This window comes from Janibacter sp. FSL W8-0316, from assembly GCF_038004165.1.
In the GTDB taxonomy this organism is placed as follows: Bacteria; Actinomycetota; Actinomycetes; order Actinomycetales; family Dermatophilaceae; genus Janibacter; species Janibacter indicus.
Window position 1 is genome coordinate 154715 of record NZ_JBBOQX010000001.1, and the last position, 24008, is coordinate 178722.

Sequence of the window (24008 nt, forward strand, 5' to 3'; positions counted from 1 at the left end):
CCAGCAGCCCAGGCCGGTCGCAGATGTGCGACGTTGAGTCCATGGACGTCCTGCCGATGTTCCCGCTCGGGACCGTGCTGCTGCCCGGGCAGCCCCTGCCGCTGCAGGTCTTCGAGCCGCGCTACCTGACGATGCTGCGCGACGTGGCGGCCGGAGACCGGCGCTTCGGCGTGGTGCTCATCGAGCGCGGCTTCGAGGTCGGTGGGGGAGACCAGCGCTTCGCCGTCGGATGCGTCGCGAGCATCGAGCAGGTCCGGCCGATGGGCGGAGGTCGGGTCGGGCTCATCGCTCGTGGTCAGGAGCGCATCGAGGTCGCCCGGTGGCTGCCCGACGATCCCTATCCGCGAGCCGAGATCACGCGCCTGCCGGACCTGACGTGGGCCGACGATGACGCCCCGCGCCTGGCCGAGACCGAGCGCACCGTCCGACGCGCGCTGACGGTGATGAGCGAGTACCGATCGCCGGCGCTGCCCGCCGACATCGAGCTGTCCGACGACCCGGTCACGCGCAGCTGGCAGCTGGCGTGGGTCGCTCAGCTCGGTGCCCTCGACCAGCTCGCGCTGCTGCGGTCGTCATCCCTCGGCGAGCTGCTCGAGACCACCACTCGCCTCACGAGCGAGGCCATCGAGTTGTTGCCGCTCCAGTCGCCCGACGAGCTCGACTGACAGCCCCCACCCTCAGTCAGCGTCGACGAAGAGCGGTCGCGACGCCTCACCCGAGGCGAGCACCTCACCCATCGTGCGGTACTCACCCCGCTCGAGCACCTCGTCGAGCTTCGCCTGGTCGACGAGGTGCGCCGACTGCAGCTCATCGCCAGCGATCAAGAGCAGCGAGCCGACCGTCAGCCCGAGGTAGGGGCCGAAGGTGCGGTCGCACGCCTGCAGCTCGCCCGCGTCGATGTTGCGCAGTGCGCGCTCTTCGTCGGTCTGCGCGGTGGTCATGGCGATCGACCACCCGGACCGGCGGGTGCCATCGGTCAGGGCCTGCGCGCCGGGGTCGAGCTCGTAGCGCTCCATGACGAACGCGGCGGGCTGCCTCAGGACGATCGCGTCGAGCGCGGCCGACTGGATCGCGATGGTCTCGGTGGCCCTGACCGGCGCCGCGTCCACGCCTGCCTGGCGAGCCTTTTGCACCTGCTCGACCTGCCCGATCAGCGCGCCGGTGAGGTCGTCGGTCGTCCGCTCCCGATAGGCCTCGGGAGAGGAGAAGTCCGGGGTCGTGACGAGGAGGACACCCCCTTCGTCCGTGGCCTCGAGCGTGTACGGCGCATACGACATCTGGAGCCGGGCGCCCGGCTCCAGCGGACCGGCCGCGCCGGCGGCGAAGGCCATGAGGACGCTGCCGGCCAGCGGCGCGAGCCGGGGGTGGATCCGCGCGCGCAGGGTCACGCCGTCGACGACCTCTTCGATCGTCTCGGTGGTCGGCGCGGCCGCCTGGCTCCGTTCGCCGATGGGAGCGCCGGCACCGCGACCGTCGGCGTCGAGCAGCTGTCGGTCCGCAGCGGTGACGGTGCCGTCTGTGGCCCGCGTGGCCCAGGCACCGAGGAACCGGCCGTCGGCGACCCGCGCCACCGTGCCCGTCGGCAGCGCGAGTAGCGGCACGAGGTGGGCGGCCGACTGCACGAGCAGCCCGGCGAGGACCTCGACCTCCTTGTTGCGCAGGAAGGACTTCTCGGCCGTGCGCACCAGCCAGCCGGAGTCGTCCTCCGAAGTGGACGCGCGCCGCACCAGGACGAGCTCGTCGGTCCGACCCTTTTCGACGACCGTCAGTGCCGCCTTGGTGAAGGTCACGCCCATCGCCATGTCTACCGGCGCACCATCGACGTCCGCGCGGCTGAGCACGTCCGCCTGGGCGGCCTCGATCCACAGCGCGAGCGTCAGGTCGTCGGTCGTGGCGTCGACGAAGTCTTCCGCCGCGTAGTCCGGCGCCGTGATCGCGAACTGCGTCTCCCGGTCCTGCCGCAGCTGCCAGAAGCCGAAGCCCACCATCGTCCGCAGCCTGTCCTCCGTGTTGCCCGCCTCGTGGTGGCGGCGGTAGCGGTCGACGACCGGCCGGGCGAAGGGAGCCACCTCACCCGCGCAGCGCAGCGTCGCCACGGTGCCACCACCGAGATCGACGGCAGGCTGCGGCTCGGGCTGGGTCGAGGGGAGCGGGAAGGTCGCCATGGCTCCATCCTTGTCCTCCCGCCGGCCGGCGGACAGGGGGAGCGCTCCCCCCTGTTGGCTGAAGTGCGACGGAGGAGCCTCGCAGCAGTCCGACGCCCGAGCGTTGTCGGTGCCCGCACCTAGTCTTGGCCTCGTCGGCGGAGGACGAAGGGGGAGTGACGTTGGGTGGGATGACGGACGGCCTGCGGAGCGGTCTGGGCACGGGCGAGCTGGCCGCGCTGGCGCAGCGGGTTCTGGACGAGTGGCGTCGCGGGCCGGCCACCCGGGCCGAGCAGCTGGAGGTCAGCGACTGCTGTGGCGACTGGGTCGGCTTCGAGCGGCCGGAGGACCGGGAGATGGCCGACCAGTGGCGCGAGGCCATGGCCGAGCGAGCGCGGGTCCAGGCGTTGCGTGTCGGCGGCGACGGCCCCGGGTGGCCGGGGGGCGAGATCCTTCCCGACGACGTCGTGACCGGCTGGCCCGGGTCCCGCACGCCGGATTGGTACTGGGTCACCCTGCTCTAGGACAATGACGGAGGGGCGAGGGTGGCTGAGGGCATGCGCCCCGTGGAGATCGTTTCGTTCTCCCGGGCGATTGACCGTTCAGGCTTTTGTTGAGGTTGCGCGTCTCCACGGTTCCCCGAGGAGGCGATACCCCATCCCAGCAGTGCTCCTTGCACGTCTTGCGGTGGACGAGCGGAGCGCCGGTCGAGGTGTTGGTCGCCAATTGCTCGTGCATGCCCTTCGGGGCTTCGTCACCGCGAGTCGGCAGGTTGGCTTCGAGATGGTGGTAGTTCACGCGTTCGACGTCGATGCGGTGACCTTCTACACCACGCACGGCTTCACACCCTTCGCCGACAACCCCATGCATCTATTCCTGACGACCAAAGAACTGCGTGCGACGTTCGATGGTCTGTAAGTCACTTGCCGTGTACATACAGAGTGCGTACGCTGAAGTGCTCAGGAGGCAGCCGATGACAACCAAGACAGAGCGCATCAACGTGCGCTGCAGCGAGGACTCGCTCAAGCTCCTGCGCGATGCCGCCGCACTCCAGGGGCAAGACCTGACGTCCTTCATCATGGGCGCGTCGCTGGAGCGCGCTCGCGCGGTGATGGCGGAGGAGCGAGTGCTACGGCTCTCGCCGGCTGAGCTGCTGCAGGTCGAGTCGGCACTCGAGTCGGAGGCTGGGGTCAATCCGCAGCTGGCGGCACTCGTGCGGGCAGTCCACGGAGTCCAGCACGTCTCGACGTAGGACGGCTCGTCCCGCATCGAGGGTGCGACAGTCGCTGAGCGCCTCAGGCAGGCCTTCGGCCCCAGCTCGCCCGACCGCGCGAATGGCAGCCAATGTGGGTGATGGTCGCGGGGCGGGTATCGAGGCTCCGCGCTGCGCTCGTCGCACCGCCCACGCAAACGTGGGACCCAGACCAGCGAGGTGGGCGAGCATCGTGTCGGCTCGCGACTGTATGAGCTCGTCCTCGACGAGCTGCTCTAGGCAGCGTGAACCGAGTCGTTGTGCGCGGGTGCAACTTCGCACGTAGGAGGTCCAGCCATGGAGTCGACTGGAAGCGACGCCCGAGCAGCTCCTCGCCGGGCTCGTCGCAGCGGGAGCGACATCTCCGCCGAGAGACGAGTCGAGCGAGTCCGAGAGATCGTTGACGCGATGCGGGACGCCTCGACAGATGCCGACCGCGAGGCCATGAGAGCCGATCTCGAGGCGATGTACGACGAGCACGGGCTCCCGCACTGAGGAGAGGGGCGGCGGTTCCGCCCGGTTGCTACGCCGTTGCCCCGCAGTACGGAGCAACGGCGTAGCGTCAGCGGACCGGCTGGAGGTCCGCTGTGCTGCCGCGGCGCACCTGCCGCAGTCGCGTCAGCGCGGTGGTCGCCGCCAGCGCAGCGAGCAAGTACATCGGGGCCGACGCGCCGAGGCTGTCCTCGTAGGTGTTGAGGACGAAGGGGAGGGCGAAGCCCGAGTAGGAGACGACGTAGAAGAGGCCGGTCGCCACGCCGCGGCTGGCGAGCGGTGCGAGACGCTCGACATCGCGCAGCCCCTGCCCGAGGCACAGGCCGTAGGCGCAGCCGAGGACCACCGAGCAGACGGCGAAGGTCGCCAGCCCCACCTGTGCGCCCGCGACCCCCGCGATGACGTAGCCGGTCGTCGCCAGTCCCGCCCCGACGGCGCCGAGGCCGCGCAACCCGCCGACACGACGCATCCCCACCTGGGCGAGCACGCCGGTGCCGAGCGACAGGACCGCGGCCACGGCTGGCAACAGGGGACCGGAGTACTGCTCGTCGATCCGCTCGGTGAGCACGATCATCGAGACGGTGACGCAGGCGAAGACCCACAGCGCCATCGGCAGCGACGCCGCCAGAGCCGGCCCCAGTCGTCGCTCGTCCGTCACGGGCGCCGCGGCACTGTCGTGGCCGTCGGCAGCGCGCCGCGCCGCGACCCGCGAGGGACCAGGGTCGGGCACCCGCAAGCAGAGCAGCGCGAAGACCGCCGTGAGCACCACGGGCACCGCGAAGGCGAGGTGGGCGCCGGTACGGCCCGACACCGCCCACGCGATGAGGGCCGTGGCCACGGGACCGACGGCGAAGCCGCTCGTCAGCACGACCCCGGCGCGGGCTGCTCCCTTCGTCTCGTCCTGGTCGGCCGCCCACGCTGTGCCCGCGCTGGCGACCATGCCGACGCCGAGCCCGACGACGAGGCGGCCGACGGTGACGCCGGGCAGCGTCGACCAGGCGAGCATGACGAGGTTGCCGAGGCCCGCGAGGGTCAGGCCGGTGACCACGACCGGGCGTCGGCCGTGCCGGTCGGACAGCCCCCCGCCGAGCAGCAGGCTCGGCAGCAGACCCAGGGCATACAGACCGAAGGCGGCGTCCAGCCCCGGCTTGGAGATGTGCGCGACCTCGGCGAGGACGGGCAGCATCGCCGCGAAGTGGTTGGTCGCCCACCCCGCCGACAGCAGTGCCACGAGCGTGATCCACGTGGTCGTGCCGGGCGCGGGCGTCGCGCCAGGTGCGCGCTCCGCGAGACGGTCCTGGCTCATGCCCCTCCTTCGACGGCGACCCGGGCCCGAGCCTAGAGGGCTGCGAGACGTCGCTGCGCCATGCCCTCAGGTGAGCGCGAGGACCAGCGCCAGCGAGGTCCCGGCGGCGATGAGCGTCGAGATCGTCGAGAGGGTGAGCACCTGAACCGGCAGCGGCCACAGGTCACGGGCGCGGATGCCCATGCCGAGGCCGTACATGCCGGCCGCGAGCAGCAGCGTCGTCAGCACGTCGGTGACCGACAGGACCCCCTGCGGCAGCAGGCCGCTCGTGCGGACCGCGACGGCGCCGACGAAGGCGACGATGAACCACGGGACCAGGGGAGCGGTCGCTCCCTTCGCCCCGGGGGTGGTGCGGGCGAGCACGACCGACAGCGGTGCGAGCAGGGCGACCCGGCCGAGCTTGACCGTCATGGCCAGCGCCACGGCGGAGGTGCCGATGAGCGAGCCCGCCGCGGCCACCTGCGCGACCTCGTGGATGCTCGCGCCGGCCCAGATCGCCGCCTGCTCATCGCTCAGACCGATGACCCCGGCGAGCCAGGGCACGACGACGATCATCGCCGAGCCATAGATCGTGACCATGGCGACGGCCAGGGCCACGTGCTGCTGCCTGGCCCGGACGGTGTCCTCGACGGCGGCGATGGCCGCGGCGCCGCAGATGGAGAAGCCGGTGGCGATGAGCATGACCAGTCCGTCCTCGAGGCCGAGTCGCCGACCGACGTACTGCGTGCCGGTGAAGGTCGCGAGCACCGTGGCCGCGATGACGACGAGCCCGCTCGGCCCGATCGAGACGATGTCGGCGAAGGGGAGGCGCAGCCCGAGCGCGGCCACGCCCAGCCGGAGGAGGAGCCGAGTGGCGGCGCCGTGATCGGCGATCGCCGGGTGGCTGCCCAGACGGCTGTTGACGACGGCGACGCCGATGACCAGGGCGATGAGCAGGGGGCCGAGCAGGGGGACCACCGTGCTCAGGGCGAGTGCCGCGCCCGCAGCCACGAGCGGCGGGGCGTAGGTGCGGCTCAGCACCGGAGCGTGGATGCCTCGGGCCAGGGTCTGCATGTCGACCACGCTGCCCGCACGGCCGCGCCTCCGGTAGACCCCGAGTGCAGCACGGGTCATAGTCTTGCCCTATGACTGACCTGCCCGACCTCGACATCGAGACCCTCCGGCTGGTCGTCGCCGTGGACGACACCGGGAGCCTGAGCGCGGCCGCTCGGGCGCGCGGGCTGAGCCAGCCGTCAGCGAGCGCCCGGGTGCGGGCCTTCGAGGCGCGCTGGCAGCTCACCCTCCTCGACCGCACCCCCCGAGGCTCGAGGCTGACCACCGACGGTCAGGCCGTCGTCGCCTGGGCACGGCAGGTGCTGCGCGAGGTCGACACGATGCGCTCGGGTCTGGCCTCGCTGCGCGGGGCCAGGCGGGGCGAGGTGAGCGTCGCCGCGAGCCTGACGATCGCCGAGCACATCCTGCCGCGCTGGCTCGGCGAGCTGCGCGAGCGGCTCGAGGTCCACCCGCAGCTGCACGTCGTCAACAGCGACCGGGTGGCCGACATGGTCCGCAGCCGGCTCGTCGACATCGGCTTCGTCGAGACGACGATGACGACCCCGGGTCTCGAGCACCGCGTCGTCGGCACCGACCGGCTCGTCGTCGTGGTGCCACCCGGTCACGCGTGGGCGCGCCGGCGCTCCCCGCTGACCGCGCCCGCACTCGGCGCTGCCGAGTGGGTGCTGCGCGAGGAGGGCAGCGGGACACGCAGCACCTTCGAGCGGGCGCTCGGGCAGCGGCCGACGGTGGCGCTGCAGGCGGGCTCGACCGCCGCGCTCCTCGGCGCGGTCCGCGCCGGCCTGGGGCCGGCGGTCGTGTCGGAGCGGGCCGTCGCCGCCGAGGTGGACACCGGAGGACTGGTCGTCGTGCCCACGCCCCTCGACCTCGACCGTCCACTGACAGCGGTGTGGCGCAAGGGTGCTCGAATGAGCACCGCGACGGCGACCCTGCTCGCCGTTGCCACGGACTCGGCGGGCTGAGCCCCCCTTCGTCCCCCGGCGACGGGTAGCGGCACCGTGGCGTAGGCGGCGCACCCCGCCCACGGTGGCCGGACCAGGACAGCACTGCGTGGGCTGCCCGGATCGCCGGCGGGCTCGTGGCCCTCCTCGTGTTCCTCCACCTCGCGCAGGGAGTCGTCGGCAGCCCTCAGATCGCCGCGGCGCAGGACGACGCCGCGAGATGGTCACCCGCCTCGAGACTGCGAGCTGCACCACGTCGACGAAACGGCCATGCCGTAGCGGTCGACGACCTGCGAGACTCGCGCGATGACGACCCCGCCCGACCTCGAGACCCTCATGTCATCGATCCGGCAGGGCCGGGTCCGCGTCGGCCCGCGCACGCGCGCGATCGCGCTGATCCTGCACGGCGGTCGTGCCGACGCGACCCAGCCCCGGCGCCATCGTGACGTCTCCTACCTGCGGATGCTCCCCTTCGTCACCGCGGTGACCCGGGCCGCCCGCGGCCGGGTCGCCCCCGTACTCGTGCACAACAGCGACGGGGGATGGGTCGCCCCCTCCGGAAGCGGCCTGCTCCAGACCCGCGAGATCGTCCGCCGCCTCCACGAGGAGCACGGTCGCCCCGTCGTCCTGCTCGGCCACTCCAGCGGTGGCTGGGCGGCGCTGCGCTGTGGCGGGCAGGACGCGGTGATCGGCAGCGTCGCCCTCGCACCCTGGGTGGGTGAGGACGAGACCTACGAGCACCTGCGCGATCGGGTCGTGCGGGTGATCCACGGCGAGGCCGACGCCGTGTGCAGCCCCCAACGCTCCCGGGAGCTCGTCGAGCGGCTGCGCGCCGAGGGCGCCGACGCGACCTGGGACGGTGTACCCGGTGGCGGCCACGCGCTGATGGACCGCCCGTGGAGGTGGCACCGGCTTGCTGCCGACGCCGTGCTCGACGTCGTCGAGCGACGCACCTGAGCACCACGACATGACGAAGGGGGCGGACCGGCCGGTCCGCCCCCTTCGCCGTCGTCGACTACCGGTCGAGGTCGACGTCACGCGTCTCCTTGGTGAGGATCCCGGTCACGAGCGTCAGGGCGACGACCGCGACGAGGTACCAGAGGAAGAGGTGGCGCTGGTCGTTGCTCGAGAAGTAGGTGAGCAAGGGGATACTCATCCCGCCGATCGTCGCGGAGGACGAGTACGCCCTGCTCGAGGTGCGTCGCGCCCTCGAGGTGACCTCCGTGCGGCTCGCCTGCTCGCGCCAGCGGCCCGAGCACGCCGAGCAGCTGTGCGCCCTGCGCCAGCGCCTCGCCGGCGACATCGGCTCCCTGCGCGACTACGCCGGTCTCGTGGGCGAGGTCCACCACCTCATCGCCTCGGCGGCCGGCAATGCCTATCTCTCCGATGCCATCGCCCCGCTGCAGTCGCTCTCCCGCCGCTACTGGTACCACCACGTGCGGGATGCCGCGTCGGAGATGGCGACGGGAGCCCGCCTCCTGCGCGGCATTGTCGACGCCGTCCTCGCCCGTGACCCCGAGCGCGCGGCGCGCGCCTCGATCGCGCTCAACAACTACCTCGTGGACTTCACCCACGCTGTCGCCGCGCCCCCGCGCCGACTCCCTCTCCTACGCCGACGCCTGATCCACGTCGGTCGAGGCGCGAGGCCGCAGGTGTCGAGCCACTCGCCGGACCGGTGGCACCGGGGGACTGGCCGTCGCGCGGACGACGCTCGAGCTCGAGCGCCCGCTGACGGCGGTGTGGCGTCGGGGGTGTGACCGCAGCGTCGCCTCCCTTCGCTCATGTCCGCGAGGTCCCCGTCATCGCGGCCCGTCGGAGTACCCTGCCCCCAGGGGATCGAAGGGGGACGCGATGTCGCGTTGGCAGTGGCTCACCGTGGTGGTCGTGACGGCCGTCGTGCTGGGTGGGGTCGGGGGTTATGTGCTCGTCGCACCACGGGGGCAGGTGCCCGTGCCGACGGCGCAGGCGACGCCGGAGGAGGTCGCCCAGGCGTGGATCGACGCTTCCAATGCCCGCGACCTCGACACGATGCGGGCGATCGTCTCCGAGGAGCGGGCGGAGCACTTCGTGCCGTCCTACGTCGACCTGCTGAGCCAGCGGGACCTCATCGTCGCCGAGGACAGCATCGGCAACGCCCGTGCCTACAACCGGACCGGCACCCGCCTCGGCGACTGGCGGCAGGTGCAGTACGTGCCGGTGCAGTTCCGGGTCCTCCAGTCCGACGGGTCCTTCTCCGCGACGAGTCGCACGAGCTGGGGCTATGTCTTCGCGCGCAACGGCGACGACGAGCGATGGCGCCTCGTCGACCAGGGCGTCGGCTGAGTCGCCCGACCTTTCGTCGACGCCGTCCTCGTGGCAGACTCCACCTAGACAACAAATTGACCATTGGAGTCGTCGACCATGCCTCACTCGTACCCGCACCTGCTCGAGCCGATCACCGTCGGGCGGACCACCCTGCGCAACCGGAGCCTCATGGGCTCGATGCACGTCGGCCTCGAGGAGCAGCCCGACGGCTTCGAGCGGATGGCCGCCTTCTACGCCGAGCGGGCGAAGGGGGGAGCCGGCCTCATCGTCACCGGCGGCATCGCCCCCAACGACGAGGGCGCCCCGCTGCCCGGGGGCAAGGCGCTGACGAGCGAGACCGACGTCGCCGACCACCGGCTGATCACCGACGCGGTCCACGCCGAGGGCGGCAGGATCGCGATGCAGATCCTGCACACGGGCCGCTACGCCTACCACCCGCAGATGGTCGCGCCGTCGCCGATCCAGGCGCCGATCAGCCGCTTCGTCCCGCGGGAGATGACCGAGGCCGACATCCAGCGCACCATCGACGACTACGCCAGGTGTGCGCGACTGGCCCAGCAGGCCGGCTACGACGGCGTCGAGATCATGGGCTCCGAGGGCTACCTCATCAACCAGTTCATCGTCACGCGCACCAACCAGCGCACGGACGACTGGGGCGGGTCCTACGCCAACCGCATGCGCTTCCCGATCGAGGTCATCCGCCGGGTGCGCGCCGCCGTCGGCGACGACTTCGTCCTCGTCTACCGCCTGTCGATGCTCGACCTCGTGCCCGACGGCTCGACCCACGACGAGGTCGTCGAGCTGGCCCGCGAGGTCGAGGCCGCCGGCGCCGACATCATCAACACCGGCATCGGGTGGCACGAGGCCCGCGTGCCCACGATCGCCACCCAGGTCCCGCGCGCCGCCTGGGCCGGCGTGACGAAGCGCCTCATGGGCGCCGTCACCGTCCCGCTCGTCGCGACCAACCGGATCAACACCCCCGAGGTCGCCGAGCAGCTCCTCGCCGACGGCTACGCCGACATGATCTCCATGGCCCGGCCCTTCCTCGCCGACCCCGAGCTGGTCAACAAGGCCGCCGCCGGTGCCCCCGAGACGATCAACACGTGCATCGGCTGCAACCAGGCGTGCCTCGACCACACCTTCGCCGGCAAGATCACCTCCTGCCTCGTCAACCCCCGCGCCTGCCACGAGACCGAGCTGGTCATCGGCCCGACCCGGCTGGCGAAGCGGATTGCCGTCGTCGGTGCCGGCCCGGCCGGCCTGGCCTTTGCGACGACCGCCGCCGAGCGCGGCCACCACGTCACGCTCTTCGACGCGGCCGACGACATCGGCGGTCAGCTCGACGTCGCGCGGCGCGTCCCGGGCAAGGAGGAGTTCAACGAGACCCTGCGCTACTTCCGGCACAAGCTCACCGACACCGGCGTCGACGTCAAGCTCGGCGCCCGTGTCGAGGCCGACGACCTCGAGGGCTACGACGAGGTCGCCATCGCCACCGGCGTCACCCCGCGCGTGCCCGAGCTGCCGGGCGTCGACCACGACAAGGTCGTCGGCTACCTCGACGTGCTGCGCGGCGGCGCCGAGGTGGGGGAGCGCGTTGCGATCCTCGGTGCCGGCGGCATCGGCTTCGACGTCGCTGCCTTCGTCACCGACCCCGGCGACGACGCGAGCCTCGACATCGCGGCCTTCCAGCAGACCTGGGGCATCGACGAGGCCGAGACCACGCCGGGTGGGCTGACCTCCCCTTCGCACCGGTCGGCAGCACGCGAGGTGACCCTCCTGCAGCGCAAGACCTCCAAGGTCGGTGCCGGCCTGGGTATGACGACGGGCTGGATCCACCGCACCGAGCTCAAGGCCCGCGGGGTGACCATGGTCCCGGGCGTCACCTACGAGCGCATCGACGACGCAGGTCTGCACGTGACCGTCGACGGCGCGCCGCAGGTGCTCGACGTCGACACGATCGTCCTGTGCACCGGGCAGGAGCCCAACCGCACCCTCCACGACGAGCTCCAGGCGAAGGGGGTCGCCGTGCACCTCATCGGCGGTGCCGACGTCGCCGCCGAGCTCGACGCCAAGCGAGCGATCGACCAGGGCACCCGCGTCGCCGCCGCGGTCTGACCGCATGACCACACCACCGCTGCGCTACGTCGCCATCGGCGACAGCCTGTCCGAGGGCATCGGCGACGAGCCGTGGCCCGACGGCACCCCGCGCGGCTGGACCGACCGGCTCGCCGAGCTGCTCGGCGCCCACCACGGTGAGGTCGACTACGCCAACCTCGCCGTGCGTGGGCAGCGTGCCCACGAGGTGCTCGCGACGCAGGTCGAGGCGGCGCTGGTGATGGAGCCCGACGTCGTCACGCTCACCGCGGGCATGAACGACCTGCTGCGCCCGCGCTTCGACCCCGACGTGCTGTGGGCGACGCTCGCCGAGATCGTCGCCCCCTTCACGGCGAAGGGGGCGCGTCTCGTCGTCGTGCCGATCCCCGACATCCGGTCGGTCTCGCCGGCCGGGCGGCTGCTCGCGCGGCGGCGGGTCCGGCTCAACGAGATCTACGCGTGGCTGTCGACGGAGCACGGGATGGAGCCGCCGGCGATGACGACCGGGACGGTCTTCGAGGACCGGCGGGCGTGGGCCGAGGACCGGCTGCACCTGTCGCCGCTCGGGCACGAGCGTCTGGCGATGGCCGCGGCGGACGCTCTCGGGGTGCCGGACGTCGGCGCGTGGGCCGCTGTGCCACACGGGGATCCGCCGCGGACCTCCCTTCGCTCCGAGGTGGCGTGGGCTCGCCGCCATCTCGGCCCCTGGGTCGGGCGCCGGCTCACCGGACGCTCGTCCGGTGACGGTGTCGTGGCCAAGCGGCCGGACCTCACCGGCTGGCGGCCGCCTGCTTGATCGCCTCGAAGCGCTCGCCCATCCGCGCCGCCAGGGCCTGCGAGGCCTTGAGCGGGCGGGTCATGACCATGAACTCGACGACCTTGCCCTCGTCGTCGAGGGTGAGGAAGTCGCAGCCGGTGATCTCGAGCCCGTCGACCTTCGCCTCGAAGACGTAGGCCTCCTCCGACCCGTCACGCAGCTGGCGCACGTAGCGGAAGTCCTCGAAGACCTCCACGACCTCGCGCAGGATCGCGCTCGTGATCGCCTTGCCGGGGTAGGGGGTGTGGGCGACCGGGCTGCGGAAGACGACGTCCTCCGCGAGCAGTGCGTCGACCGCGTCGAGGTCCTTGGCTTCAACTGCGTCTCGGAACATGCCGCCAACCTACTCAACAAAGTGAATAAGTGGAACCCTCGGTCCCTGAGAGGGAGGCCGCCCGCGGCCGACCGTCTCGAAGGGACGCCTACGATCGCCCCATGGCCCTCCAGGACGCGATCCTCACCGCTCTCGCCCACGACGAGTCGTCAGGCTACGACCTGGCCAAGGCCTTCGACGTGTCGGTGGCCAACTACTGGACCGCGAGCCCGCAGCAGCTCTACCGCGAGCTGGACAAGATGGAGGACGCCGGGCTGGTCACCGCGCGCACGGTCGCCCAGTCCAAGCGCCCGGACAAGCGGGTCTTCCGACTCACCGCCGCCGGCCGCAAGGCGCTGCGGGCGCACACCCTGCGCTCGCCCAAGCCCCTGGCGGTGCGCGACGAGATGCTCGTCCAGGTCGCCGCGCTCGAGTCCGGCGATCCCGAGGCGATCCGTGAGCACGTCGTCGAGCGGATGGAGGCCTTCGAGGCCAAGCTCGCGATCTACCACCTCGTCCAGGAGCGCACCCTCGCCGGCCGCAGCGAGGAGGAGTTCCTCGCCTCGGGCGAGCCGGTCGGCCAGTACCTCACGCTGCTGCGGGGGATCAGCTTCGAGGAGGAGAACCTGCGCTGGGGCCGTCGGGTGATCGCCGTCCTCGACGCCCGCTCCGACGCCTGACCCCCTTCGCATTGCCCTACGGCAATGCGCCGGTTTCCTGCATTGCCGTAGGGCAATGCGCGCTCGTTCCAGCATTGCCGTAGGGCAATGCAGCGTCTGGCCCGTGCTGTGGAGCAGCGGCGTAGCGCGACGAAGGGGGCAGCCCTCCGCTGGTCGAGGTGCGAGGCCGCCCGCCAACCGACACGTTGGTCGAGGTGCGAGGCCGCCCGCCAACCGTCACGTTGGTCGAGGTGCGAGGCCGCCCGCCAACCGTCACGTTGGTCGAGGCGCGAGGCCGCCCGCCAACCGTCACGTTGGTCGAGGTGCGAGGCCGCCCGCGGCCGAGCCTCGAGACCCGCCCGAGCCTCGAGACGCACCTCGACCACCGGGGTGGCCTCAGCCCTGCGAGCGCTCCTGCACGGCCTCGGCGGCCCGCTGCGCGGCCTGACCGACGGCGCTCGCACTCTGCGTCACCTGCCGCGCACCGCGCCGCGGGGCCGAGTCGCCACCGGACTGCAGCTGCGGCAGCAGCTGGGCCATGAGCAGCGTCGACAGCGCGGAGCTGTCGCCGGCACCGGCGTCGGTGTGGACGATGACCGGCCGCGGTGCGTCCTCGGCGAGGGTCGCGCCGACGTCGAGACGACGGCGGGCCAGCTCGTAGCCGAGCACCGCGCGGTTGTCGCGGTAGGCCGTGGCCAGCTGTTCCTGCGCCTTGGCCTCACCCTGTGCCGCAACGAGGTTGGTGCGGGCGCGGGTCTCGATCTCGTAGCGGATCTTCTGCGCCTCGGTCTCGCGCTCCTCGAGCATCTGGGCGACGTCCTTGCGGGCCTTGTTGAGCGAGGCCTGGACCTCGACGACCTTGGCGTCGCGCACCTTCTTCGACCGCTCGATCTCGAGCAGCAGGGTGTCGATGCGGCGCTTGCGGGTCAGCTCCCACTCCTTCTCGTAGGCCACGAGCTCCTTGGCGACCCGCTCACGCGTCGCGAGGTGCTCGCGGTACTGGTCGGGCAGCTGCACATCGGGGATGTTGCAGCCCATGATCTGCACGCCGTAGCGGGTCAGCTGGCGGTTGAGCAGCTCCTGCATGTCCTTGACGTCGCTGCCGCGCAGGTCGTAGGCCTGCTCGGTGCGCACCTGCCGGCTGCGCTGCCGGATCGCGTCCTGGACCGAGTTGCTCAGCACGAGGTCGAAGTTGCCCGCACCGATCGTCTGGACGAAGCGGATCGCGTCGACGATGCGGAAGCGTAGGAAGAACTCGATCGACTTCAGCGGCACGTTTTCGTGCGTCGGCGAGCTGAGCACCGGTGCGGTGTAAGGGATCTCGGTCGTCACGTCGACGACGTAGGCGACCCGCGCCCAGGGGTGCCACAGGTAGTGGCGACCCGGGGAGAGGCCGGGGCCGGTGATGGCACCGAACTTCGTCAGCACGCCGACGGTGCCCTCCTCGATCTCGACGATCGAGCTGCGCCACCACCACAGGGCCGACAGCAGGAAGGAGATGATCGCGACGAAGATCGCGAGGCCGCCCAGCGCGCCGTGGTCGGTCGCGGCGAGGAAGACGCCGCTGAAGAGCGCCCACACGCCGAACCAGATGAGCGAGGTCCAGCGCATGCCCCGCTTGTCCTTGGGGATGACGACCGGCACGAGCGAGCCGGAGTCGCCACCGCGCAGGTAGCGCGCGACGTCACCCCACCCGGAGACGACCTCCTTGATCGAGCTCATGCCCTGACCGCGGACCGCGCGGACCGCCTGCTCCATCGTCTGCTCACTCACTGCGCTCACCCTCCGTCGACATGTCGGTCACCTGGACGCGCGGGGCCGGGGCCACACGGGGGGCCGGCGGCGCCGGCGGGGCTGCGGGCCCGGGAGGAGCCGTGCCCGGCGGCGGGGGCGGCGGGTCCTCCCCTTCGTCCTGCAGGTCGGTCCGGGGGTTGGTGTCCTCCGGGAGCGAAGGGGGCGGGGCCGCCCCCTCGTCGACCGCACCGAGGGTCTCGGCCACGGCCTCATCGCTCACCGACTGGCGGATCTCGTCGAGGCGCTGCTCGCCCTCGGCGTCGAGCTCGGACTGCGAGATCGGCAGGATCTCGACGTCGGTCTCCTCGGGGGCCTGCAGCAGGTCCGTGATCTCGGACTCGCGCTCGGCAACCCGGCTGGCGATGTCGGCCTGGCGGGCGCGGATGGCCTCCATGTCCTCGGGGGTGAAGAGCTGGGCGGCCTGACCGCCGACGAGCTGGCGGGCGATCTGCAGGTAGTCGACGCCCTCGGACTCCTCGCCGACGCGCACGATCTGCGGTAGCGAGCCGGAGACGCCCTCCATCTTGTCGAGCATGTCCTGCTGGTAGCGGTAGTCGAGGATCTCGGGCGCGAGAGCCGCGCTCAGCGCGCGGATGTCGAGGGCCTGGGCCTCGAGGAGCGCGGCATTGGCGTTGGCCTCGGACTCCGACTCGACGAAGCGCTGGCGGGCCACGGCGTTGGCGCGGTTGGTCTCGCGCTCGAGCGCGGTGTCCATCTGGGCCTGGTAGCGCGCGATGTCGGCCTGGATCGCCGAGAGGTTTTCGTTGAGCGAGGCGAGGTCCTTGTTGAGGTCACCCTCGTTCTGCTCCTTCTTCAGCCCCAGCTCGTAGTCGTAGGTGTAGGCCTCCTTGGCCACCCGGATCATCTCCGGTGCCGCGAGGTCCATCCGGTACTCCTGCGCGGAGGGCTCGGCGTGGGTGATGTTGGCCGTCGTCAGCTCGACCGCGGGTGCGAACTGCGCGTTGAGCTGCTCGAGCAGACGCGCGGTGCTCTCGCCGACGAGGTCGTAGATGCCCGAGGCCTCCTGCTCGTAGATCAGCGAGCGCGTCGTCTCGGAGATGGCGTTGTTGAGCTTGTCCTGGAAGCCCTGCACGGCACCGAGGACGAAGACGAACTCGCGGGCGCTGACGATGCGGAACTGGAGGAAGAGGTCGACCGAGGCCTGCACGCCGGACTTCGTCGGGGCCGAGCGGATCGGCGCGTTGAAGGGGTACTCACGGGTGGTGTTGACGATGTAGGACACGCGCTTCCACGGGTTCCACAGCGTCACCCGACCCGGGCCCACCTCGGCCTCGACCTTGCCGAAGCGCGAGATCAGGGCGGTGCAGCCCTCGGGCACCATGACCATGCCCTGGCGCCACCACAGGAAGGCGGCGGCCAGCAGCACGAGCAGCCAGTAGTGCGGCCCGAAGACGGCGAAGCTCATCCCGAAGGGGATGAGCACGATGAGCCCGACGACGCCGAGCGCCGCGAGCGCCAGGACAGGCAGCATGGCCGTGAGGCGACCGCCCTTGGGCATGACCATCGGGGTGATGACGTGCACCGGGCCGGTCTGGCTCATCTCGTAGCGGCTGCGGCTGAGTGCCTCGGCCGCGTTGTCGAGGGAGACGTGCTCGGCGTTGATCCGGGTGCCGGCAGACCCCCCTTCCCCCCGGGCCGCGGGGAAGTCCCGCGCGTTGAGGTCGAAGCCGGCGCCCTGCGCCCGCTCCATGACCTGGTCGACGGCCCCACCCATGCCGGCCGCGTCCGCGACCTGCCGGGCAGCGTTCATGAACTGCTGCGCCCCTGTGCTCAACCCAATCCCCTTCGTGGTGCTGGTCTGCCGCGATCCTTTCACGCGGAGGCCAGCCCGGGGGAGGGGGAGCTCTCCCCACCTTCGCCCACGTTGGTCGAGGTGCGAGGAGCTCCGCGACGAGCCTCGAGACCTGGTGGGTGGCCTCGAAGGGCTACAGCTGCGTGTTGAGGTACCGCTGGACCTGGGCCACCGTCCGCGAGTTCCACCGGGTGGCGCCGTCACGGCTGATCCCGAGGTGGTCCTGCAGGGCCCGCATCGACGCGGCGTCCCGGCGCCCCGTCGTCGTGGCACCGATCCGCCACTGCAGCGAGCGGATCGTCGCCGTGTCCCACGTGCGCGTCACCGGCTTGCCGAGCCACCCCTGCAACCGCTCCGCGAAGTAGGGCGTGAAGGTGCCGGTCGGCGTCAGCCGCGTGCCGAGCATGCCGGCCTGGTCCTTGGCGCGCAGCACCCGCAGGGCCGCGGCGTCGACCTTGGCCCGGAAGGCGGGATCGCTCGCGGCCTTCGACCGCACCGCCGAGACCATCGCCGGGAGGCTGTCGGTCCTCGCCGTGAGCACCATGTCGCCGCCGGCCGAGATGAACTTCGTCGCCCGCTGCCCGGGAGTCCACGCCGCGAGCTGCTTGGCATTGCCGACGTCGTCGGTCATGACGATGCCGTCGAAGCCCATCCGCTGGCGCAGGATCGTCCCGATCACGGTGGGGGAGAAGAGCGCCGGCTGCGAGGCGTCGATCCGCGAGTAGTAGGCCGAGGACATCATGACGAAGGGGGTCCCCGCGTCCACGGCGTCGGCGAAGGGCCGCAGCACTCCCGACGTGCTCGTCGTGACGGTGTCGGTCACGCCGCTCGTGGTGTCGGTGTTGCCGCGCACCCGCCCCAGTCCCGGGAAGTGCTTGACCGTGGTCGCCACGCCCGCGCCCGACATGCCCGACCGGACGGCTCCTCCCTTCGTCGTGACGGTCGTGGTCAGCGGGCCGTACTCGCGGTCCCACCGACCGATGGGCTCGTTGGTGGACTTGTCGGTCGTCGGCACCGTGTCGAGGACCGGGGCGAGGTTGGTGTTGACGCCGGAGCGGGAGAGCTGCAGACCCCACGAGCGGGCCTGGCTGCGCAGCGTGGCCGTCGTCCACCGACCCTGGGTGAGCGCCGTCGGCATCGTCGAGTAGCCCGGCCCCCGCAGCACCTGGACGTTGCCGCCCTCCTGGTCAGCGGATACGAAGGCGGGCACCCGGGCGGTCACCGCCGTGGGCTCGGTGAGCCGCTGCACGCCCGTCGTCACTGAGCGGATGTGGTCGGCGCCGGCGGTGCTGCGCCCCATGAGGATGACGTTGCCGACGTGCTGCCGGCTGACGACCGACCGCAGCCCGGGGGAGACCGAGTCCGCGGGGGTCGCGACCATGAAGAGCTGTCCGATGCGCTGGTCCCGGGTCATCGCGGCGTGCACCTGCTCGGCCCGCGAGGCTGCCACCGACGAAGGGGGCGCCGCTCCCGCGGTCGGGGCGGCGGTGGCCGACGTCGCGGTGAGCGTGATGGTCGCGACGGCGCTGGTCAGGGCGAGGGTGCGCTTCACCCCTCCAGCGTGGCACTGATCGGGCCCTGTCGCTGGGCCATGACCTCGGTGGTCGAGGTGTGAGGAGCGCTAGCGGCGAGCCTCGAGACCCCGCCGCTGGGCCACGACCTCGGTGGTCGAGGTGTGAGGAGCGCTAGCGACGAGCCTCGAGACCCCGCCGCTGGGCCACGACCTCGGTGGTCGAGGTGTGAGGAGCGCTAGCGACGAGCCTCGAGACCCCGCCGCTGGGCCATGACCTCGGTGGTCGAGGTGTGAGGAGCGCTAGCGACGAGCCTCGAGACCCCGCCGCTGGGCCATGACCTCGGTGGTCGAGGTGTGAGGAGCGCTAGCGACGAGCCTCGAGACCCCGCCGCTGGGCCATGACCTCGGTGGTCGAGGTGTGAGGAGCGCTAGCGACGAGCCTCGAGACCCCGTCGCCGCACCGCCAGCGGCAGCGTCAGCAGCGCGAAGACCCCGGTCGCGGCGAGCGCGGTGGAGAAGTCCGCGGCGACCGCGATCGCACCGACGACCACCGAGCCGATGGCCGAGCCGAGGTCGAAGCCGACGTTCCAGATCGAGCTGGCCAGCCCGAGGTGCCGGCGGGTGACCGAGGCGAAGGAGATGAGGAGGGTGAGGTTCTGCAGCGCTCCGTAGGCGCTGCCGAGGAGCAGCGCGCCGAGCAGCAGGACCGGGACGGACTGGTCGTGGACGGCCCAGGCGATCGCGCCGACCCCGAGCACCGTGATGATGACGAAGGGGGCGACGAATCGCTCAGCACCGTGCCGGTCGGCGACGCCACCGATCCACCATCGGAAGATCGCCGCCATGAGCTCCATGAGAGCCAGCGCCGGGATGACGACCGCGGGGTCGCGCACCATCTGCGGGCCGAAGGTGAGGACCGCGCCGCCGGCGATGGTCACGCCGAGCAGCAGGACCATCGGTCGCAGCAGGGTGATCGCGGCGCGGGCGGTGCTCGGCCCGCCCGCGTCAGCGTCGTGGTCACCGGAGGAGGGGAAGTCGTCGAGGACGCGCCCGAGGGCGAAGGCTGCGGGGATCCCGAGCAGGGGAGCGGCGCCGATGGTGAAGACCGGCACGAAGTCGATCGTCTCCGCCACCCACGAGCCGAGGGGCAGCAGCACGACCTGGGGCCCGGCGATCGCCAGGCCGTAGGCACCGACGGCCTTGCCTCGGGTCTTGGGGTCGGACAGCTCTGCGACCGCCGCGCTGCCCGCGACGGTGAGGATGCCGAAGCCCACGCCGCGCACGGCGGACAGGGCGAGGACGGCGGGCAGGGCATCGCTCGCGATGAGCCCGAGCGACGGGGCGCCGAGCAGGGCGAGGCCGGCGGCGAGCGCTGGCCCCCAGCCGAAGCGGCGCAGCAGTCCGGGGACGGTGAACTGGGTGAGCACGGTGACGAGCAGCAGCACGCCGTTGACCAGACCGGCGCCGCCCTCGTCGGCGCCACCGTGCACCGCCCACAGGGGCGCCACGGGCATGAGGACGGCGAACCCGCTGAACCCCAGGAAGGTCGCCAGGAGGAGGGAGGGCATCCCTCGCGCGGTCCACACACTGCTCACTGGCAGCAGTCTCTCACCCTCACGTTGGTCGAGGTGCGAGGAGCTGTGCGACGAGCCTCGGGACCGCGGCCGTCTCCTCCTGGTCCCTCAGAGGCCGCCCGCGGCCATCTCGAAGGGGCCGGATCCACTCAGCTCTCGAGCATGCTCCCCGTCTCGAGGAAGCGCTCGTGCCAGGCCAGCGCCTCGCCGAGCAGGTGCGGGGTGTGCACGGCGTCTGGCCGGGCGGCCTGCGCGCGGGCGAGGTAGTCGTGCAGCGCGGGGCGGAAGGCGGGGTCGGCGCAGTGGTCGATGATCCGCGGCGCCCGCTTGCGCGGGGAGAGGCCGCGCAGGTCGGCCAGCCCGTGCTCGCTGACGATGATCTGCACGTCGTGCTCGGTGTGGTCGACGTGGCTTGCCATCGGGACGAAGGCGGAGACCTTGCCCCCCTTCGCCGTGGAGGGGGTGAGGAAGAAGTTGAGGAAGGCATTGCGGGTGAAGTCGCCGCTGCCGCCGATGCCGTTCATGATCTGGCTGCCGGCGATGTGCGTGGAGTTGACGTTGCCGTAGATGTCGGCCTCGATCATGCCGTTCATCGCGATGACGCCGAGGCGCCGGACGAGCTCGGGGTGGTTGGAGATCTCCTCGCTGCGCAGCAGGATCCGGCCCTTGTAGCTGCTGATGTTGGCGAGGAAGCGCTCGACGCCCACGTCGGAGAGGCCGAAGGAGGTCGCCGACGCGGCCCGCACGGTCCCGCTGTCGAGGAGGTCGAGCAGTCCGTCCTGGAGCACCTCGGTGAAGGCGACGAGGTCGGTGAACTCGCTGTCGTCCAGCCCCGCGAGCACGGCATTGGCGACATTGCCGACGCCGGACTGCAGCGGCAGGAGCGAAGGGGGCATCCGCCCGGCCCTCACCTCGTGCCGGAGGAAGTCGACGACGTGGCCGGCGATCGCCCGCGAGGTCTCGTCGGGCGGGGTGAAGGGGGAGTTGCGGTCCGGTCGGTCGGTCTCGACGACGGCCACGACCTTGGCCGGGTCGACCCGCAGGTAGGGGTCGCCGATCCGCTGCATCGGGTCGGTCAGCTGGATCGGGCGACGGTGCGGCGGCAGCTGGGTGCCGTAGTAGACGTCGTGGAAGCCCTCGAACTCGCGCGGCTGCCAGTGGTTGACCTCGAGGATCACCCGGTCGGCCTGGTCGAGCCAGGTCTTGTTGTTGCCGACCGAGCTGCTCGGCACGAGCAGGCCGTTGGGCAGGACCGCGGTGACCTCGACAACGGCGACGTCGAGGTTGCCGTAGAAGCCGAACCACATGTGCTGGGCGGAGTGGCTCAGGTGCGCGTCGACGTAGTCGACCTCGCCGGAGTTGATCAGGCTGCGCATCGTCGGGTCGGAGTTGTACGGCAGGCGGGAGGAGACTCCCTTCGCCTCGGCGAGGACACCGTCGGCATCGGGCGCGGTCGAGGCACCCGTCCACAGCCCGATGCGGAAGTCCTCGCCCCGAGCGTGCGCCGTGACGATCCGGTCGTGCAGAGCGGTCGGCAGCGCCTTGGGGTATCCGGCCCCGGTGAACCCGCTCATCCCGACGTTGTCGCCGGGGTGGATGAGCTGCGCCGCATCCTCGGCGGTGGTGACGCGGGTGGCGAGGACCGGGCAGGTGATGCGGCTCATGAGGCCATCGTGTCAGTGGCCCCTCACGACCTGGACAGAGCCGGTCTGCACGGCTCCACCCTGAAGGTTGTGTGTTGAACCGGTAGCCCTGGGAGCCGGCAGCACTGATGGGGGCCCGCCGGCTCCCAGGGCTACCGGTTGGACACAGGGCAAGCATGACGAAGGCCCCAGAGCCCCGGAATACCGGGGGTCTGGGGCCTTCGTCATGCTTGCCCTGTCGGCTCAGATGTCGAAGTACATCTCGAACTCGTGCGGGTGCGGGCGGACCTGGAGCGGGAGCACCTCGTTCTCGTACTTCCACTGGATCCAGGTGTCGATGAGGTCCTGGGTGAAGACGTCGCCCTCGAGCAGGAACTCGTGGTCGGCCTCGAGGGCCTTGAGCACCTCGGGGAGCGAGGTCGGGACCTGCTCGATGGCCTCGTGCTCCTCCGGGGGCAGCTCGTACAGGTCCTTGTCCACCGGCTCCGGGGGCTCGATGCGGTTCTTGATGCCGTCGAGGCCGGCCATCAGCTGCGCCGCGAAGCACAGGTAGGGGTTGCTCGACGGGTCCGGGATGCGGAACTCGACGCGCTTGGCCTTGGGGGAGTTGCCCGCGATCGGGATGCGGATGCAGGCCGAGCGGTTGCGGGCCGAATAGACGAGGTTGATCGGGGCCTCGAAGCCCGGGACCAGGCGGTGGTAGCTGTTGGCCGTCGGGTTGGTGAAGGCGAGCAGCGCGGGGGCGTGCTTGAGCAGACCACCGATGTACCAGCGGGCGATGTCGGACAGGCCGCCGTAGCCCTGCTCGTCGTAGAAGAGCGGCTCGCCGTCCTTCCACAGGGACTGGTGGGTGTGCATGCCCGAGCCGTTGTCGCCGAAGATCGGCTTCGGCATGAAGGTGGCCGTGCGGCCCTCCTGCCAGGCCGTGTTCTTGACGACGTACTTGAACTTCATGATGTCGTCGCCGGACTGGAGCAGGGTGTTGAACTTGTAGTTGATCTCCTGCTGACCCGCGGAGCCGACCTCGTGGTGGGCGCGCTCGACCTCGAGGCCGACGGTCTTCATATTCAGGCAGATCTTGTCGCGCAGGTCGGCGAAGTGGTCCACCGGCGGCACGGGGAAGTAGCCGCCCTTCATGGCCGTCTTGTAGCCCTGGTTGCCGCCCTCCTCCTTGCGACCGGAGTTCCACTTGGCCTCGATCGAGTCGACGAAGTAGTAGGAGCCCTGCGGCTGGGTGTCGAAGCGCACGTCGTCGAAGACGTAGAACTCGGCCTCGGCGCCGAAGTAGGCGGTGTCGGCGATGCCGGTCGACTTGAGGTAGGCCTCGGCCTTGGCCGCGACGTTGCGCGGGTCGCGGCTGTACTGCTCACCGGTGAAGGGGTCGACAATCGAGAAGTTGACGATGAGCGTCTTCTCCTCGCGGAAGGGGTCCAGGTAGGCGGTCTTGATGTCCGGGACGAGCTTCATGTCGGACTCGTGGATGGCCTGGAAGCCGCGGATCGAGGAGCCGTCGAACATCTGGCCCTCGGTGAAGAAGTCCTCGTCGATGGACTCGGCCGGCACGTTGAAGTGCTGCATGATGCCCGGCAGGTCGCAGAAGCGGATGTCGACGAACTTGACGTCCTCGGCCTTGATGAACTCAAGAACCTCGTCAGGGGAGCTGAACAAACCATCCTCCTGGGGTGGGGGCGGCGGGCCGCTCTGACCTGCCGCATCAACTGTTGGTGACGACTGTAGGCAGGGCCGGTTTCCCGACCATGACCCGAATGTTTCACCGGTGTTACGTGAGACTGGCGTCCCACGGGTTGAGACCAACCCTAGCGGTCGCGGGCCCCACGGTTCAGGAACGTCCACGACCGCCGCATAGGCTGCCCCGGTGAGCAGCAGCACCGGCCGTCCCGCCCCCACCCCGGACGAAGGGGGTGACCGCGCCCCGCTCGGGCGCCGCCTCGTCGCCATCGTGGTCGACTGGGTCGCCTGCCTGCTCATCACCCACGGCCTCATCGGCCGGGTCGTCGAGCTGTCGCCGGAGGCCTTCTCCTTCGCCCCGCTCGCCCTGCTCTTCCTGCTCAACCTCGCCGGTGCCACCCTGGGCGGTGCGACCTTCGGTCACCGGCTCCTCGGGCTGCGCGTGGTGCCGATGGTCGGGGAGTGGGTCACCCCCCTTCGTGCCGCCGTGCGGGCCGCCCTGCTGTGCCTGGCGATCCCGGCGATGATCGTCATCTCCGACGACGGCCGTGGCCTGCACGACCGCGCCGCCGGCACGCGGATCGTGCGCGCCTCCCGCTGAACCGCG

At 71.2% G+C, this 24008-nt stretch carries 23 protein-coding genes; 12 read left to right on the top strand and 11 right to left on the bottom strand.

The window, feature by feature from the left end; translation table 11 throughout:
• Positions 1–41: 41 nt before the first annotated feature.
• Positions 42–665 carry an LON peptidase substrate-binding domain-containing protein gene (locus tag NYE39_RS00660; protein ID WP_341011592.1) on the top strand — a complete coding sequence of 208 codons (624 nt, stop codon included), beginning with the start codon at positions 42–44 and terminating at the stop codon, positions 663–665.
• Positions 666–677: 12 nt separating this feature from the next.
• Here NYE39_RS00660 and NYE39_RS00665 read toward each other — a convergent pair whose 3' ends face one another.
• A complete protein-coding gene (locus NYE39_RS00665; protein WP_341011593.1) occupies positions 678–2165 on the bottom strand; it encodes a hypothetical protein in 1488 nt (495 codons plus the stop codon).
• 170 nt (positions 2166–2335) lie between these two features.
• Between NYE39_RS00665 and NYE39_RS00670 the strand changes: the two genes are divergently transcribed.
• From NYE39_RS00670 to NYE39_RS00680, 3 genes are read left to right on the top strand one after another with little or no spacing between them, the layout of a single operon-like run.
• A complete protein-coding gene (locus NYE39_RS00670) occupies positions 2336–2668 on the top strand; it encodes a hypothetical protein (protein ID WP_341011594.1) in 333 nt (110 codons plus the stop codon).
• Between the two features lie 4 nt (positions 2669–2672).
• Entirely contained in the window at positions 2673–3062 is a 390-nt protein-coding gene (locus tag NYE39_RS00675) for a GNAT family N-acetyltransferase (protein ID WP_341011595.1), read from the top strand.
• 55 nt (positions 3063–3117) lie between these two features.
• Positions 3118–3396: a type II toxin-antitoxin system TacA family antitoxin gene (locus tag NYE39_RS00680; protein ID WP_341011596.1), complete on the top strand. Its 279-nt coding sequence runs from the start codon at positions 3118–3120 to the stop codon at positions 3394–3396.
• Between the two features lie 562 nt (positions 3397–3958).
• Here the strand turns inward: NYE39_RS00680 and NYE39_RS00685 are convergent.
• The gene (locus NYE39_RS00685) at positions 3959–5194 is read right to left on the bottom strand and encodes an MFS transporter (protein ID WP_341011597.1); all 1236 of its coding nucleotides are present in this window, start codon (positions 5192–5194) and stop codon (positions 3959–3961) included.
• 66 nt (positions 5195–5260) lie between these two features.
• On the bottom strand, positions 5261–6247 hold the full coding sequence (locus tag NYE39_RS00690) for a YeiH family protein (protein WP_341011598.1): 987 nt from the start codon (positions 6245–6247) through the stop codon (positions 5261–5263).
• A gap of 71 nt (positions 6248–6318) precedes the next feature.
• Between NYE39_RS00690 and NYE39_RS00695 the strand changes: the two genes are divergently transcribed.
• Positions 6319–7209, top strand: a complete 891-nt coding sequence (locus tag NYE39_RS00695; protein WP_341011599.1) for a LysR family transcriptional regulator — start codon at positions 6319–6321, stop codon at positions 7207–7209.
• Between the two features lie 285 nt (positions 7210–7494).
• Positions 7495–8145, top strand: coding sequence for an alpha/beta hydrolase (locus tag NYE39_RS00700; RefSeq protein ID WP_083546055.1), 651 nt, complete (start codon positions 7495–7497; stop codon positions 8143–8145).
• A gap of 58 nt (positions 8146–8203) precedes the next feature.
• Here NYE39_RS00700 and NYE39_RS00705 read toward each other — a convergent pair whose 3' ends face one another.
• On the bottom strand, positions 8204–8344 hold the full coding sequence (locus NYE39_RS00705) for a hypothetical protein (RefSeq protein WP_259909763.1): 141 nt from the start codon (positions 8342–8344) through the stop codon (positions 8204–8206).
• On the opposite strand from NYE39_RS00705, the gene NYE39_RS00710 reads away from it, so the two are divergent.
• The 4 genes from NYE39_RS00710 to NYE39_RS00725 all read left to right on the top strand — a co-directional run bounded on the left by NYE39_RS00710 (position 8325) and on the right by NYE39_RS00725 (position 12382).
• Positions 8325–8945 carry a GntR family transcriptional regulator gene (locus tag NYE39_RS00710; RefSeq protein WP_341011600.1) on the top strand — a complete coding sequence of 207 codons (621 nt, stop codon included), beginning with the start codon at positions 8325–8327 and terminating at the stop codon, positions 8943–8945. The two genes, NYE39_RS00705 and NYE39_RS00710, sit on opposite strands and share 20 nt — an antisense overlap.
• A 94-nt stretch (positions 8946–9039) precedes the next feature.
• Positions 9040–9510, top strand: coding sequence for a hypothetical protein (locus tag NYE39_RS00715; RefSeq protein ID WP_192911873.1), 471 nt, complete (start codon positions 9040–9042; stop codon positions 9508–9510).
• 78 nt (positions 9511–9588) lie between these two features.
• A complete protein-coding gene (locus NYE39_RS00720) occupies positions 9589–11607 on the top strand; it encodes an NADPH-dependent 2,4-dienoyl-CoA reductase (RefSeq protein WP_341011601.1) in 2019 nt (672 codons plus the stop codon).
• A 4-nt stretch (positions 11608–11611) separates the two neighbouring features.
• A complete protein-coding gene (locus tag NYE39_RS00725) occupies positions 11612–12382 on the top strand; it encodes an SGNH/GDSL hydrolase family protein (protein WP_341011602.1) in 771 nt (256 codons plus the stop codon).
• Here NYE39_RS00725 and NYE39_RS00730 read toward each other — a convergent pair.
• Positions 12357–12737, bottom strand: a complete 381-nt coding sequence (locus tag NYE39_RS00730) for a nuclear transport factor 2 family protein (RefSeq protein ID WP_341011603.1) — start codon at positions 12735–12737, stop codon at positions 12357–12359. The two genes, NYE39_RS00725 and NYE39_RS00730, sit on opposite strands and share 26 nt — an antisense overlap.
• Before the next feature lie 101 nt (positions 12738–12838).
• Here NYE39_RS00730 and NYE39_RS00735 point away from each other — a divergent pair, with 101 nt between their 5' ends.
• Positions 12839–13396 (top strand): PadR family transcriptional regulator, encoded by a 558-nt coding sequence (locus tag NYE39_RS00735; RefSeq protein ID WP_072624361.1) that lies wholly within the window; start codon positions 12839–12841, stop codon positions 13394–13396.
• 375 nt (positions 13397–13771) lie between these two features.
• Here the strand turns inward: NYE39_RS00735 and NYE39_RS00740 are convergent, their stop codons facing one another.
• The 6 genes from NYE39_RS00740 to glnA all read right to left on the bottom strand — a co-directional run bounded on the left by NYE39_RS00740 (position 13772) and on the right by glnA (position 23380).
• Entirely contained in the window at positions 13772–15148 is a 1377-nt protein-coding gene (locus tag NYE39_RS00740; protein ID WP_341011604.1) for an SPFH domain-containing protein, read from the bottom strand.
• Entirely contained in the window at positions 15141–16964 is a 1824-nt protein-coding gene (locus tag NYE39_RS00745; protein ID WP_341011605.1) for an SPFH domain-containing protein, read from the bottom strand. Before NYE39_RS00745 ends, NYE39_RS00740 begins: the two co-directional genes overlap by 8 nt.
• A 151-nt stretch (positions 16965–17115) precedes the next feature.
• Positions 17116–18534 carry a glycoside hydrolase family 3 N-terminal domain-containing protein gene (locus tag NYE39_RS00750; RefSeq protein WP_341011606.1) on the bottom strand — a complete coding sequence of 473 codons (1419 nt, stop codon included), beginning with the start codon at positions 18532–18534 and terminating at the stop codon, positions 17116–17118.
• Positions 18535–18923: 389 nt separating this feature from the next.
• On the bottom strand, positions 18924–20063 hold the full coding sequence (locus NYE39_RS00755; protein WP_072624365.1) for an MFS transporter: 1140 nt from the start codon (positions 20061–20063) through the stop codon (positions 18924–18926).
• 155 nt (positions 20064–20218) lie between these two features.
• On the bottom strand, positions 20219–21733 hold the full coding sequence (locus NYE39_RS00760; protein WP_341011607.1) for an acetyl-CoA hydrolase/transferase family protein: 1515 nt from the start codon (positions 21731–21733) through the stop codon (positions 20219–20221).
• Positions 21734–21955: 222 nt separating this feature from the next.
• Positions 21956–23380 (bottom strand): type I glutamate--ammonia ligase, encoded by a 1425-nt coding sequence (gene glnA / locus NYE39_RS00765; RefSeq protein ID WP_072624367.1) that lies wholly within the window; start codon positions 23378–23380, stop codon positions 21956–21958.
• Positions 23381–23588: 208 nt separating this feature from the next.
• Here glnA and NYE39_RS00770 point away from each other — a divergent pair, with 208 nt between their 5' ends.
• The gene (locus NYE39_RS00770) at positions 23589–24002 is read left to right on the top strand and encodes an RDD family protein (RefSeq protein ID WP_341011608.1); all 414 of its coding nucleotides are present in this window, start codon (positions 23589–23591) and stop codon (positions 24000–24002) included.
• The last annotated feature ends 6 nt before the right edge of the window (positions 24003–24008 follow it).

What these genes read in the sequence shown, in the direction of transcription:
- NYE39_RS00670 (WP_341011594.1), top strand. Translation starts at nt 2,336, where the DNA reads ATGACGGACGGCCTGCGGAGCGGTCTGGGCACGGGCGAGCTGGCCGCG.
- NYE39_RS00720 (WP_341011601.1), top strand. Translation starts at nt 9,589, where the DNA reads ATGCCTCACTCGTACCCGCACCTGCTCGAGCCGATCACCGTCGGGCGG.
- NYE39_RS00690 (WP_341011598.1), bottom strand. Translation starts at nt 6,247, where the DNA reads ATGCAGACCCTGGCCCGAGGCATCCACGCTCCGGTGCTGAGCCGCACC.
- NYE39_RS00685 (WP_341011597.1), bottom strand. Translation starts at nt 5,194, where the DNA reads ATGAGCCAGGACCGTCTCGCGGAGCGCGCACCTGGCGCGACGCCCGCG.
- NYE39_RS00665 (WP_341011593.1), bottom strand. Translation starts at nt 2,165, where the DNA reads ATGGCGACCTTCCCGCTCCCCTCGACCCAGCCCGAGCCGCAGCCTGCC.
- NYE39_RS00715 (WP_192911873.1), top strand. Translation starts at nt 9,040, where the DNA reads ATGTCGCGTTGGCAGTGGCTCACCGTGGTGGTCGTGACGGCCGTCGTG.
- NYE39_RS00660 (WP_341011592.1), top strand. Translation starts at nt 42, where the DNA reads ATGGACGTCCTGCCGATGTTCCCGCTCGGGACCGTGCTGCTGCCCGGG.
- NYE39_RS00730 (WP_341011603.1), bottom strand. Translation starts at nt 12,737, where the DNA reads ATGTTCCGAGACGCAGTTGAAGCCAAGGACCTCGACGCGGTCGACGCA.
- NYE39_RS00725 (WP_341011602.1), top strand. Translation starts at nt 11,612, where the DNA reads ATGACCACACCACCGCTGCGCTACGTCGCCATCGGCGACAGCCTGTCC.
- NYE39_RS00735 (WP_072624361.1), top strand. Translation starts at nt 12,839, where the DNA reads ATGGCCCTCCAGGACGCGATCCTCACCGCTCTCGCCCACGACGAGTCG.
- NYE39_RS00695 (WP_341011599.1), top strand. Translation starts at nt 6,319, where the DNA reads ATGACTGACCTGCCCGACCTCGACATCGAGACCCTCCGGCTGGTCGTC.
- NYE39_RS00680 (WP_341011596.1), top strand. Translation starts at nt 3,118, where the DNA reads ATGACAACCAAGACAGAGCGCATCAACGTGCGCTGCAGCGAGGACTCG.
- NYE39_RS00675 (WP_341011595.1), top strand. Translation starts at nt 2,673, where the DNA reads ATGACGGAGGGGCGAGGGTGGCTGAGGGCATGCGCCCCGTGGAGATCG.
- NYE39_RS00760 (WP_341011607.1), bottom strand. Translation starts at nt 21,733, where the DNA reads ATGAGCCGCATCACCTGCCCGGTCCTCGCCACCCGCGTCACCACCGCC.
- NYE39_RS00705 (WP_259909763.1), bottom strand. Translation starts at nt 8,344, where the DNA reads ATGAGTATCCCCTTGCTCACCTACTTCTCGAGCAACGACCAGCGCCAC.
- NYE39_RS00700 (WP_083546055.1), top strand. Translation starts at nt 7,495, where the DNA reads ATGACGACCCCGCCCGACCTCGAGACCCTCATGTCATCGATCCGGCAG.
- NYE39_RS00755 (WP_072624365.1), bottom strand. Translation starts at nt 20,063, where the DNA reads ATGCCCTCCCTCCTCCTGGCGACCTTCCTGGGGTTCAGCGGGTTCGCC.